The 13,401-nt window shown below is 74.5% G+C and carries 5 protein-coding genes and 1 pseudogene; 4 read left to right on the top strand and 2 right to left on the bottom strand.

Annotated features, from left to right (window positions below):
- Positions 1–8: 8 nt before the first annotated feature.
- From Phou_RS23565 to purE, 4 genes are read left to right on the top strand one after another with little or no spacing between them, the layout of a single operon-like run.
- A complete protein-coding gene (locus tag Phou_RS23565; RefSeq protein ID WP_173057979.1) occupies positions 9–2,009 on the top strand; it encodes a thioredoxin domain-containing protein in 2,001 nt (666 codons plus the stop codon).
- A gap of 28 nt (positions 2,010–2,037) precedes the next feature.
- Complete coding sequence (locus Phou_RS23570; RefSeq protein ID WP_173057980.1) at positions 2,038–4,071, top strand: asparagine synthetase B family protein; 2,034 nt, start codon at positions 2,038–2,040, stop codon at positions 4,069–4,071.
- Positions 4,072–4,094: 23 nt separating this feature from the next.
- Entirely contained in the window at positions 4,095–5,228 is a 1,134-nt protein-coding gene (locus Phou_RS23575) for a 5-(carboxyamino)imidazole ribonucleotide synthase (protein WP_173057981.1), read from the top strand.
- Positions 5,225–5,716 carry a 5-(carboxyamino)imidazole ribonucleotide mutase gene (purE, locus tag Phou_RS23580; RefSeq protein WP_173057982.1) on the top strand — a complete coding sequence of 164 codons (492 nt, stop codon included), beginning with the start codon at positions 5,225–5,227 and terminating at the stop codon, positions 5,714–5,716. Before Phou_RS23575 ends, purE begins: the two co-directional genes overlap by 4 nt.
- 970 nt (positions 5,717–6,686) lie before the next feature.
- On the opposite strand, the pseudogene Phou_RS23585 reads toward purE, so the two are convergent.
- Both Phou_RS23585 and Phou_RS23590 read right to left on the bottom strand, forming a co-directional pair.
- Positions 6,687–11,755 (bottom strand): annotated as a pseudogene (locus Phou_RS23585) (SCO7613 C-terminal domain-containing membrane protein).
- Between the two features lie 84 nt (positions 11,756–11,839).
- Positions 11,840–13,267 carry a UDP-glucose dehydrogenase family protein gene (locus Phou_RS23590; protein WP_173057983.1) on the bottom strand — a complete coding sequence of 476 codons (1,428 nt, stop codon included), beginning with the start codon at positions 13,265–13,267 and terminating at the stop codon, positions 11,840–11,842.
- Positions 13,268–13,401: the final 134 nt, after the last annotated feature.

The following is a 13,401-nucleotide window of genomic DNA, read 5'->3' on the forward strand; positions in this document are numbered from 1 at the left end:
GTGGAGGGGTGAACCGGCTCGGGAGTGCCACCTCGCCGTACCTGCTTCAGCACGCTGACAACCCGGTCGACTGGTGGCCGTGGAGCGAGGAGGCCTTCGAGGAGGCGCGGCGGCGGGACGTGCCGGTGCTGATCTCGGTTGGCTACGCGGCCTGCCACTGGTGCCACGTCATGGCGCACGAGTCGTTCGAAAACGAGGGCGTCGGCCAGCTCATGAACGCAAACTTCGTCTCCATCAAGGTGGATCGCGAGGAGCGGCCCGACGTCGACGCGGTCTACATGACGGCCACCCAGGCGATGACCGGGCAGGGCGGGTGGCCGATGACGGTCTTCGCCACGCCGGAGGGGCAGCCGTTCTTCTGCGGCACGTACTTCCCACGCGCCAACTTCGTCCGGCTCCTGGAGAGCGTCACCACCGCGTGGCGCGACCAGCGCGAGGCGGTGCTGGAGCAGGGCGCCGCGGTGGTGCAGGCGGTCGCCGGAGCCCAGGCCGTGGGCGGGCCGACCACGCCGCTGACCGCCGAGGTGCTCGACGCCGCGGCGGTACAGCTCGCGAAGGAGCAGGACCAGACGCACGGTGGCTTCGGCGGCGCACCGAAGTTTCCACCGCACATGAACCTGCTCTTCCTGCTCCGCTACCACCAGCGCACCGGCTCGGCGACAAGCCTTGAGCTCGTGCGGCACACCGCCGAGGCGATGGCCCGGGGCGGCATCTACGACCAGCTCGCCGGCGGGTTCGCCCGCTACTCGGTGGACGCCACCTGGACCGTGCCGCACTTCGAGAAGATGCTCTACGACAACGCGCTGCTTCTGCGGGTGTACGCGCATCTGTGGCGGCTGACCGGCGACGAGCTGGCCGGGCGGGTGGCGGCCGAGACGGCGGCGTTCCTGCTCGACGGGCTCGGCACGCCGGAGGGTGGCCTCGCCTCCGCCCTCGACGCGGACACCGACGGTGTGGAAGGCGCGACCTACGCGTGGACGCCGGCCCAGCTGCGGGAGGCGCTGGGCGACGAAGACGGCGCGTGGGCGGCAGACCTCTTCGCGGTGACCGAGGCGGGCACATTCGAGCACGGCACGAGCGTGCTGCGGCTGGCCCGCGACATCGACGGGGCGGATCCGGCCGTGGTCGAGCGCTGGACCCGCGTGCGCGCCCGGCTGCGCGAGGCGCGCGAGCAGCGCCCGCAGCCGGCCCGCGACGACAAGGTGGTCGCCGCGTGGAACGGGCTGGCCCTCACCGCCCTCGCCGAGCACGCGATGATCAGCGACGACGGGGTGACCGCGCAGGCGGCCCAGCGCATCGCGGCGGTACTCGCCGAGCGGCACATCGTCGACGGCCGGCTGCGGCGGGTGTCGCGGGCCGGCGTGGTGGGTGAGCCGGCGGGCGTGCTGGAGGACTACGGCGCGGTGGCCGAGGGCTTCTGCGCGGTACACCAGCTGACCGGCGAGGGGCGCTGGCTGGAGGTGGCCGGTCAGGTGCTCGACGCGGCGCTGGCCCACTTCGCCGCGCCCAACGGTGGTTTCTACGACACGGCCGACGACGCGGAACGCCTTGTGGCGCGCCCGGCCGACCCGACCGACAACGCCACGCCGTCCGGCCTGTCCGCGATGGTGGCGGCCCTGACCTCGTACACGGCGCTGAGCGGGCAGACGCGGTACCGGGAGGCCGCCGAGGCGGCGCTGGCCACCGTGGCGCCGATCGTGGACAAGCATCCGCGCTTCACCGGGTACGCGGCGGCGACCGGCGAGGCGCTGCTCTCCGGCCCGTACGAGGTCGCGATCGTGGCCGGCGAGGGCGGCGCGGACGAGCTGCTCCAGGCCGCCCGCCAGTACGCCCCGCCCGGCGCCGTGGTCGTCGCCGGCGCGTCCGACCAGCCCGGAGTGCCGCTGCTCGCGGACCGGCCGGCGCTCGGCGGGCGCCCCACGGCGTACGTGTGCCGCGGCTTCGTCTGCGACCGCCCCGTCACCGATGCCGGTGAACTCGTGGCTCAGCTCGGCGGCACCCGGACGTAGTACGACGCATATGTCCTAAAATCGGCGAATGGCCGGAATCGCTGCCACCTTTGGCGCGCCCGAAAGCACTCTCAACGCCCTCTCCACCGCACTCGCCCGCCGCGGCGCCGAACCGGCCACCTGGCGCGCCGGCGCCGCCCGGCTCCTGGTGCGGGCGAGCATGCCGGCGGTACACGAGCACAGCGGCGTCGCTCTCGCGGTCGACGGGATCGCCGAGGTCAGCGCGCTCGCCGCGGAGTACGCGGCCCGCGGCGCGACAGGACTCGTGGCCGGCACCGAGCCGTACGCGCTGATCCTCGCCGACCCCGCCCGCGGCGCGCTCGTGCTCGCCCGCAGCGGGGACGGCCCGCCGCTCTACTACGCCGAGACCGCCGGTGGTGTCATGGCCGCCTCCGAGCCGGGCGCGCTGCTCGCCGCCGGTGTGCCGGCCGAGCCGGACGAGGGCGTGGTCGGCCGCTTCATCGCCACCGGCGCGTGCGACGACACGGCCGCCACGTTCTACGCGGGGATCCGCCGCGTGCTGCCCGGCGAGGTGGTGGAGATCGCCGGCGGTACCCGTACCCGGAAGCCCGCCACCGCCCGCGACGGAGCCGGCCGCTTCGCCCGGTCCGTGCTGGACGCGGCGATCGGGCGCGGCCGGATCGGCGTGCGCTTCGGACACGGGCTGGCCGGCGCGGCCACCGTCGGCGCGGCGCTCGCCGGTGCCGAGGGGCGGCGGGCGCTGACTGTGTACTCAGCCACCTTTCCGGGCCTCACCACCGCGGCGTCCGACTTCGCCGCGGCCGTGCTCGGCCCGCTGACCTCCACCGGCGCGCGGCACCGCGCGCAGCCGCACTTCGCGGACGAGTTCGACCTCGACGGCCTCCTCGCCGACCTCGGTGAGCCGGTGCCCGATGTGGACAGTTACCTCACGTGGGCCACCGCGCGGGCCACAGCCGGCGAAGTGGACACGCTGATTGACACGTCAGGCAGCGGCGCACACCTCGCGCGCGTCGCGGACCGGCTGGAGAGCCGTTACGGCGTCACCGTCCGGTTTCCGCTCCGCGCGCTGCCGTCGAGCGGCCCGGTGCTCCGCGCCGAGCTGGCGGCGATCGTCGAGGGCACGCTTCCGTTGCCGGCGGCCAAGTTTGCGACCGCGCACGCCACGCACAGCCTGCTGCCGCCACTGCGCGAGGTGCTGCTGCGGATGCGCGGTGAGCTGGCCGCCGCACTGCTCCACCCGCTGCTGCCCGGCGCCCGCCGCCCGTCGTGGGACGCGCTGGCCGCCCTCTTCGGTGGCCGGCAGCTGGACGCCGGCACCGTCTTCCGGCGGTACGTCGTGGAGCGCTGGCTCCGCACGCTCACGCCGCCGAAGGCCTCGCACCGTCCACAGCGGACGCTCCGGACGGAGGCGAAGGCCGGTGGTGCACAGTGGACCCGGATGCCACTGTCCACAGAGGTCTTCAGCGCCGGCGACAAGCTGCCGGAGAAGGTCGCCTGGTACGTGAGCGAGTGCCTCGCCGGCCTCGGCCGCAAGGTGTACCGGCGCGGTCGCTGGCATGTCCTGCTCGCCGCGCAGCCCGTCGCGGTGGTCCAGGGGTGCACCCGGCCGGTCTGGGAGATCCGGCCCGGCGCCGTCGCGCGGGCGCTGCACCGCTGGGCCCGCCCGACCGCCGGCCTGCACGACCCGTGGACGGCCCAGGTGGCGGTCGAGCGGGTGGGTCCGCTGCGGGCCGCGGTCGGTCCGGCGGCGGTCCACGGGGTACGCGGCCCGCGCCCCGGCGGCGTGGCCGTGGTACTCCCTCCGCAGGACCCTTCGCGCGTGGCCGCCGACGTGCTTGCCGCGCTGCGGACGGCGGTGCCCGAGGAGGCGTACGCCACGCTGGGCGGCTGTGCGATCGTCGGCGCGGGAGGCGTGGTCGGCGTGGCGGGCGAGCTGGACGCCGCGCTCGCCGCCGAGCTGTGCGCGGACGACCCGCTCGCCACCGACCCGATCGCGGTGGTACTCAGCGGCTCACCGGCCCGCAAGGGCGAGCGCCGCTCCGGCCCGGCGCGGCCATCCCGTACGCCGGGCCGGAAATGAGCGCCGCTAGGCTGGCCAGCGAGATGGATACCCGAACCGGTCTGCCCGTTGTCGGCATGGTGGGCGGCGGGCAGCTGGCCCGGATGACCCATCAGGCCGCGATCGCGCTCGGCCAGTCGCTGCGCGTGCTCGCCTCCTCCCCGGAGGACGGTGCCGCGTTGGTGGCCGCCGACGTGCAGTACGGCGATCACACCGACCTGGCGGCGCTGCGCACGTTCGCCAAGGGGTGCGACGTCGTCACGTTCGACCACGAGCACGTGCCCACCGAGGCGGTGCGCGAGCTGGCGGCGTCCGGCGTGGTGGTGCACCCGGGCGCGGACGCACTCGTGTACGCGCAGGACAAGCGCGCCATGCGCGAGCGGCTCTCCGCGCTCGGCGCGCCGGCGCCCCGCTGGCGCCCGATCTCATCGGCCGAGGACCTGCGCGCGTTCGGCGACGAGGTCGGCTGGCCGGTGGTGGCAAAGGCGGTCCGCGGCGGCTACGACGGGCGCGGCGTCTGGATGCTCTCCCCGGACGACCCGCTGCCGCCCGGCGTCGAGCTGATCGCCGAGGAGCGGGTGGCGCTGCGCCGCGAGCTCGCCGTGCAGGTGGCCCGCTCGCCGTTCGGGCAGGTCGCGGCCTACCCGGTGGTCGAGACCGTGCAGCGGGACGGCATCTGCGTCGAGGTGCTCGCGCCCGCGCCCGACCTCCTCCCGGCGCGCGCCGTGGCGGCCCAGCAGCTGGCGATCGACATCGCCACGGCACTGGGGGTCGTGGGCATGCTCGCCGTCGAGCTGTTCGAAGTGGACGGTGGCCTGATCGTCAACGAGCTGGCCATGCGCCCGCACAACTCGGGTCACTGGACGATCGAGGGCGCCCGCACGTCCCAGTTCGAGCAGCACCTGCGGGCGGTGCTCGACTACCCGATGGGCGGCACCGCGCTGACCGCACCCGCCGTGGTGATGGCCAACGTGCTCGGCGGGCAGCCCGGCGGCATCAGCATCGACGAGCGCCTGCACCACCTCTTCGCGACCGACCCGGGCGCCAAGGTCCACCTGTACGGCAAGCAGGTCCGCCCCGGCCGCAAGATCGGGCACGTCACGGTGCTCGGCGACGACATGGACGAGGTACGGGCCCGTGCCGCCCGCGCCGCGCGCTGGCTCCAGGAGGGCGAATGACCGCGACCGTCGGCGTGATCATGGGCAGCGACTCGGACTGGCCGACGATGAAGGCGGCCGCCGACGCGCTCGCCGAGTTCGACGTGCCGCACGAGGTCCGCGTGGTGAGCGCCCACCGCACGCCCATCGGCATGGTCGAGTACGCACAGACCGCCGCCTCCCGCGGCCTCCGCGTGATCATCGCCGGCGCGGGCGGCGCCGCGCACCTGCCCGGCATGGTCGCCTCGGTCACCCCGCTGCCGGTGATCGGCGTGCCGGTGCCCCTCAAGCACCTGGACGGCATGGACTCGCTGCTGTCGATCGTGCAGATGCCCGCCGGCATCCCGGTCGCCACGGTCTCCATCGGCGGCGCCCGCAACGCCGGCCTGCTCGCCGTCCGCATCCTGGCCGCCTCCGACGACGCCCTCCGCGACCGGGTAGTCGCCTTCCAGGAGGCACTCGTCGAGGTGGTCGCCCAAAAGGACGCCAACCTCCGCGCTTCCCTTTAGCGCTTCCCTCTAGCGCTTCCCGAAGATCCAACCCAAACAGACGAGGGCTACCGCGACGTCCGCCGTGGTCCGGACCGTCGCTCCCGCGGCCTCACCCTCCGCGGTGGTCCACCTCACCCCAACAGCTCGGCTCCCGCACCAACGCCCCGTGGACGACCTGTTCCAGGATCTGCAAGCAAGGGGTGTCGCGCCACACGTCCGTGACCCGAGCGACGGCCGGCCGTCCACCGTCACAGACCTACCAAACCCAGCAGCCCACGCCCGCGCTGCGGCCCCGGCATCGACAGTCACGCACCGCGACGCCGAGTCCGCCCATGATGCGCTGCCGTCGTGGAGGGCTCTACTACCGTCAGTGACCATCCGTTGAACGCAAGCGGCGCCGCAGTCGAGATCTTGGTGAGTTAGCGCGTTATTTCGACGCTAACTTGCCAAGATCTGCCCGAGCGGGCTCCCGGGTTGAGCTGGACGACCACGGAAGGTGAGGCGACACCGCGGGCACAGCGGCAGCTCACATCCAACTCGGGGTCGGACTTGGGAAGGCTCGCCCTGACCGCGAAAGGATTCTTGAGAGCTTTGGGGTGGAGGTGGGCGATTCCGTCCACGCCAGAGCGGCGCCGCGGGGAAGGTCTACAGATCCGCCAGAGCCGGCTGCCCGGGGGTGATCTGGGTGACCGCAGGGGGGTGTACGACGGCTTGGACCGCATTGGCCCTAGACCGGCGTCGACAAAGGATCTCAACGCCAACCACCCTGGGTGGGGTGAGCTGGGCGGCCGCGGAGGGTGAGGCCGCGGGAACGCACCCCACGAAAACGCTCCGCTGCGCTCCACGTTTCCCCGGGGGCCCCGCGCAACGGTCCGGACCACGACGGACGTCGCGGTAGCCCGGATCTGCTTCGGGTTGGATCTTCTGAACGGCTACCAGGGTCGCACCCCACGCGCGCCACCTCGACGCCGAAGGTCTGGATCTTCCGTCAGCGCATGCGTGTGACGGCGCGCCACCTTTCCTGGGTGCGGCGGCGGCTTTCGTTCGTGGCGCCGAAGAAGATGAGCAGCGCGCCGATCGGGATCAGGATCAGCCACGACAGGCCGACCAAGGTCAGTGCGTGCAGGGCCGCGATCACGGTGACCACCGTGCCGATCACCAGCGGGGCCTGCTGGCGGGTGCGGGCGCCGAAGATGACCGTGGCGACCGCGCCCAGGAGCAGCAGCACCTCGCGGGTGGCGCTGGCCTCGGTGCGGAGGGCGATGACAAGCGTGGGCACGAAGGCGGCGATGAGCGCCGGCCCGTACGCCGTCCAGCTGCTCAGGTCGGGGCGCTGGCGGAGCTCGATCAGGCCGACCAGCAGGGCGAGCGCGGCGAACGGCAGCGTGTACGCCTCCGGCACCGACACGTTGGCCAGCGCCATGAGGAGCCACCAGGCCACGATCTCGCACACGATGCTGGCCCAGAAGAGCGTGCGGCGCTCCACGGCGCGGCGGCCGGGGCGGGCGGAGGCGACGCCCAGCACGGCGCCCCACGCCGCGAGCAGGCCGGCCACGTGTGCCGGCGAGTCGAAGGCGAGGGCGAGGGCGACCAGCGCGGCGCCGTACCCGCTCCACTCGACCGTGGCGGCCTCGCGGTAGGCCTCGGGCGGCGCAGCCTCGGGTGCACGGCGGCGACCACGAGGAGGGCGGCGCCGACGGCGAGTACTCCGTACGCGGACCAGGCCGCGGGCAGGCCCAGCACCAGCGTGGTGGTGAGCACCAGGCCCATGGCGGAAGCCGCGGCGAAGAGCCAGCCGAGGATGCGGGCGCGCTGGCTCTGCCCGAACATCGCCGCCGTCGCGCCCACCACGACCGCGCCACCGAGCGTGAAGAGCGTGAGCGAGCGGGTCGCGAGGCTGCCGGCCATCCCGGCGCCGCCCGCGGCGAGGCCCAGCGCGAACACCACGAGGCGGGTGACGCGCAGCGCGCGGGCGCGTTCGGCGGGCGGTGGGGGTGGGGTGAGGGCGAGTCCCAGCATCGCGAGCGTGAAAACGGCGAGCGCGGCCATCGTGGAGGCCGGCCACGCGGCGTCCAGCGCGATCGGCGTGATCAGCAGGGTGATGGCCACCCCGGGCAGGATCACGGGTATCGCCTGGCGGATACCGTCTCCGCGACGATCGGGCGAGGTGGACAGCCGCCCGCCGAAGCCGACCGCGGCCAGCGCCGCGGCGATGGTCAGCAGCAGCGTGCCGAGGACGTCGGTGGGGTCGACCGAGCGGTCCGGGTTTGTCAGCGCGGCCGGCGGGCCCTCCCAGATGTGGTTGACCGTCTGGTGCGGGTCGACGAGCGCGGCCACGAGCGCGGGGGCGATCGAGGCGAGGGCGATCAGCGTCGGTATGGCGGCCACGAGCGCCGCGCCCATCTCCGGGCTCACCGACCACCGGCCGCGCGGCGCCGGGCTGGAGGGCATGCGCCGCCACACGCCGCCGAGCATCACGGACCAGCGCTGGGTGGGCTCGCCGACGTACTGCGGTGGTGCCGTCGCGCCGCGCAGCAGCTCGGCCACCACGCCCAGGAGTGCGGCGGCGGCCGCGTACACGCCGATGGGCAGGTCGGTCGGGAGTGCGGCGAGCGCGGTGATCGTGGCACCGCCGGCGATGCCCACCGTCGCGTACGGCAGGTAGCGGGCCACCTTGCGGCGTACCAGGGCGATCACCACCAGGCCCGCGGTGGAGCCGGCCAGCGCCCAGGCGAGCACCGCTGGCGCGCTCTGGCCGGCGGCGGCCGCCATCGAGGCGAGCGCGCCGGGCAGCGCGAGCAGGGCACCACCGGCCGCCGCGCCACCGATCTGGCCGAGGTGCAGCGGCATCTCCGCCTCGGGTGGTGGCGCACTGCCCGGTATGTCCTCCAGCGAGGCGTCGTCCAGCGCCGGCAGCGCCCGCGCGAGCGTCGCCACGAGCGCGCCGACCAGCACGACCATCGTGAGCGCGGCGGCGGTCGTCCACGGGCGCACCAGGCTGGCACCGACCGCGTGCAGCGCGACACCGGCGGCCACGGCGGCCCGGGCCACGCCGGCGCGTGGGTCGACCGCGGTCACGGACATCACGCCGTACACCGTGGCGACCGCGCCGCCGACCAGCATCGGCGACCACCACGGCAGGCCGAGCGCGACCGGCGCGCCGATGGTGGCGAGCCCGACGCAGACGGCGGCCACGTCGTACGCCCACGGGCGCGGCAAGACGATCGCGGCGGCCCCGGCCAGCAGCGCGAGCGCGACCGGCGCCTGCCAGCCGACGCCGATCCCGCTGGACGGCCAGGCGCTGAGGTCCGCCTCCCACAGCGCGCCGGGCGTGGCGAGCACGCGGAGGCCGCCGCTGAGCGCCGTGTACCCGGCGATCGCCGCGAGCACCGCCCCGCTGGCGGCGACGCCGAGGGTCGGGCCGCGCCGCCAGTCCGGTGGCATCGCGCGCACGCCCACGGCGACGAGAAGCACGAGTAGCGCGGCGACGGCCAGTACCGCGCTGGGGAAGAGGATGCCGGCGATCCGCGCGAAGGTGCCGATGATGCCCGCGATTGCCGCCGCGGCCGCGAAGTCGGGTCCGTCGAGCAGCCGGTCGGGCCGGCGTCCGGCGTCGATCGAGGGGGCGAGGAAGAGCAGAACCGCGGCGACCAGCAGCAGCGCGCCCACCCACGCGTCGGCCACCTCCGCGCCCGGCGCCCCGAACGCGGCGGCCGTCACCGCGAGCGCGCCAAGCCCGGTGCCGAGTGACAGCGGGAACGCGATGCGCCGCCAGGCGACCTGGGCCAGCGCCGCGTACCCCAAGGTGGCGCACACCGCCACGAACGCCGCCGCGAGGATCGGCACGGCCGCCTCGTCGCGGACCGGCGCGGTGGCCGCCACCGCGGCCGCCGCGGCCCCGGGCATCGCGAACGCCGCACCGCCGGCCGCCCAGTCACCCACCATCTCTGCGGCGGGGCCCGAGCGGAGCAGCTGTGCCGGCGCCGGCTCGTCGCGCAGCGCCTCGGCCTGCTCGGGCAGCCACGAGCCGGCGATCGCGATGAGCACGCCGGCGAGCGTCAGGACGGCGAGCACCGACGCGGTCGACGCCGGCCGCACGAGCGACGCGCCGGCGCCGACGAGGCCCACGACCGCCGCGCCCGCCACGTGTGCCTGTGCGGCGCGCTCGCTCCTCGCGTAGAGCCCGGTGGCGCCGATCCCGATCGCGGCCAGCACCGGCAGCCAGGGCGCGACCGTCCAGGGCAGGCCGAACGACGCGGGGGCGGCCAGCGCGGTCAGCGTCACGCCCGCGACCGCGGACTCCCGCCGCGCCTCCGGCGGCAGCGAGAGGACGGCGGCGATGGTCAGCAGCAGGGCGCTCGCGGCGAGCTGCCAGCCCGCCGGACCGGCGGCCTCCGCGAGGCGACCGTGGTACGCGGAGAGGTCGGCTTCCCACACGGGCAGCGCTGCGCGTACGGGGGCGATGGCGGCGCGCAGCACCGTGCCGGCGACCACGACGCCCATGACGATGAGCGCCGCGGCCGAGGCGAGCTGCGGTCCGCGCCGGAACACCTCCGGCACGGCGCGCACACCGAGGCCGGTCAGCGCGATCACGCCGGCGATGAGCAGCAAGGCCCGGCCTGGCACGGCGACCGCCACGATCTGGGCGGCGGCACCGATCACGGCGAGCGTGAGTATCCCGGCGGCCACGTCGACGACGACCCGCCGTCCCGTGGCCATCGCACCGACGACACCCACGGCCGCGGCGAGCACCAGCGTGAGGCCGGCAGCCAGCGCGACCGGAGGCGTGGTGGCCCGGAGCGTCGCGACCGAGGCGAACACCACCGCCGCGGCGACGGCGAGGGCGCTCAGCCCCCAGGTCAGCTGCCGCAGCCACGCCGCGGCCGGCACGGGTGCGGGCTTGCGCCCCGCGTCCGCCGCGTCGGCGACCACCGCGTCGGACTCCTCCGGCGCGCTTTCCGGCCGCTCCGCCACCGGCGTGTCCTGCGGCTCGCCGCCTTCGGCGTCGCTCTCGGGCGCGGTGGGGCGCGGCGGCGCCTCAGGAGCGGCGGGCTGGCCCAGCCACGGTGGAGTGGCCAGCCGCCCCCGCTGGTCGAACTGCCGTGCGAGCAGAAGGTCCTGCGCGGCCACCACGGTCAGCACGAGCGCCCAGCCGGTGGGCCCAGTGATCCACTCGTACGCGAGCAGGGGCACGATCGGCTGCAGCGCCAGCACCGTGGCGTACCGGGGCATGCTGAGCCCGGTGAGCACCGCGTACCACCCGGCGACCAGCGCGGTCAGCGCGAAGACGATGCCCGCGACGACCGCACCGGGCACTGTGTCACTGCGGATCTGGTCGACCGTCCACAGTGCGTACCCGTCGAGGGGCACGAGGCCGAGCCCCACGGCCGCGATCGTCTCCGCGGTGGAGATCAGCCCCCGGCGGGCAATCATCGGCGGCGCGACGAGCATGACCGCCGTCGCTCCAATGAGGATCGCGGCGCGGCTTATGTCGTCGAACGAGGTGAACGCCACCGCGGCGAACACGACAGCGGCGATGCCGAGCAGGAGACCGCCCAGGCCGAGGTAGATGTTTTGCACCTCGCGCGTGGAAGCCTCGGGCCGGTGCTCGGGCTCGACGTCCACCGGCGCCGACCTCGGGGGAGGCGGCGGCGGTGGCGCGGCGGCGCCAGCCGGGCGGGTGCTCTCCTGCCGGGGCACCCGTCGCGGCGGTGGCTGGGAGTCGGGCGATAGGGGAGGCGGCGGACCGGCCGGGCCGGGCGGGGCACCGGCGGGGCGGCGGACGAAGGTGCGGCGCCGGGTACGGGTCCGCACCTTCTCCTGCGCCTGAGCGTTGGCGTGCGAGAGGATGTCGCGCTGGAACTGGGCCGCCTGGAGCTTCTGTGCGTTCAGCTTCGCTTCTTTGGCGATCCGGATGTCGTCGGCCTTGATCTCAGCGATCGACCGCTCGATCCGGGCCAGCTCATCAGCCCACTGACCCTGGTGGGCGCCGCAGTAAGGGCACTGCGGCGCCGGCTGGATCTGCCGGCCACACGACGAGCACTTGAACGTCGCCATGGCACCCTCTCTCCCGGGGAGCCGCACACAGTGGACTCCCCGAAAGCATGCCTAAGACGGGCGCTCCAAGTCTATGGGCTCGCCCTAAGGGCGGCCCATGCCCCGGTACTCCCAACCCGCGTGCGTCCACAGTGCCGAGTCGAGGCAGTTGCGACCGTCGATCACACGGCGGCCGGCGGCCAGCTCACCGAGCGCGATCGGGTCGGCGTTGCGGAAGTCGGCCCACTCGGTCAGCACGCACACGAGGTCGGCGCCGCGGACGGCGTCGTTCATCGAGGCCTCGTACGCCAGGTCGGGCTGCGCCGCGCGGGCGTTTTCCATGCCCTCCGGGTCGTACACCCGGACGTCGGCGCCGGCCTTCGCGAGGAGCGCGGCGACGGCGAGCGACGGCGCGTCGCGCACGTCGTCGGAGTTGGGCTTGAAGGTGGCGCCCAGCACGGCGATCCGGGTGCCCGAAAGGTCCGGTCCGGCCGGGCCTGAGCGGCGGCCGAGCAGCTCGGCGGCGAGCTGGAGCACGCGGGTGCGGCGGCGCAGGTTGATCAGGTCGACCTCGTGCAGGAAGCGCAGCGCCTCGCCGGCACCCAGCTCCTGGGCACGCGCCTGGAACGCGCGGATGTCCTTGGGCAGGCACCCGCCGCCGAAGCCGACGCCGGCCTGGAGGAAGCGGTTGCCGATGCGCGGGTCGTACCCGATCGAGCGGGCCAGCATGGTGACGTCGCCGCCCGCGACCTCGCACACCTCGGCCATCGCGTTGATGAACGAGATCTTGGTGGCCAGGAACGCGTTGGCCGCGACCTTGACCAGCTCGGCCGTGGCGAAGTCGGTCACCACCAGCGGCACCTCGCGGTCCTCGGTGGCGGCGAGGTCGAACACGCCCTTGTGCGACGCGTACAGCATCGCGTTGGCCCAGTCGCTCTTGACGCCGATGACGATCCGGTTGGGCCGGAGCACGTCCTCGACCGCGAAGCCCTCCTGCAGGAACTCGGGGCTCCACGCCACCTCGATGCCGAGGTCGGCCGGCGCGTGCTTGCCGACAAGCTGCTCGATCCACTCGGCCGTGCCCACCGGCACCGTCGACTTGCCGACGATCAGCGCCTTGCGGGTCAGGTGCTGGGAGAGACCGGTGACGGCCGCCTCCACGTACGACAGGTCGGCGCCCATGCCGTCGGCCCGCTGCGGCGTGCCCACGCAGATGAAGTGGACGTCCGCGAAGTCGGCCGTCTCCTTGTAGTCCGTGGTGAAGCGGAGCCGGCCGGCCGCGAGGTTGCGGCGGAGCAGCTCGTCGAGGCCGGGCTCGTGGAACGGCACCGCGCCGCCCGCCAGCTTTGCGATCTTGGCTTCGTCGACGTCGAAGCCGAGGACCTCGTAGCCCAGCTCGGCAAAGCAGATCGCGTAGGTCGCACCGAGGTAGCCGGTGCCGAGGAACGCCAGCCGAGGTCGGGCCGCGCCGGACGGCGGGGTCACCGCGCCGATCGCGGGGACTGGCTGGGTGCTCGAGTACGGGATCGTCACGCCTGTGTTCTCCGCTCGCACTTGGCGGCGCTTCGCGTCGCGCGCTTCGGGTGGGGCGCCATGGACGGCGCCGATTATCGGACTATTTGGGTCTATGGGGCAAACGCTCGGCCTGCCTGGTGTGCAGCCGACGA

It is taken from the genome of Phytohabitans houttuyneae, from assembly GCF_011764425.1.
Taxonomy (GTDB): Bacteria; Actinomycetota; Actinomycetes; order Mycobacteriales; family Micromonosporaceae; genus Phytohabitans; species Phytohabitans houttuyneae.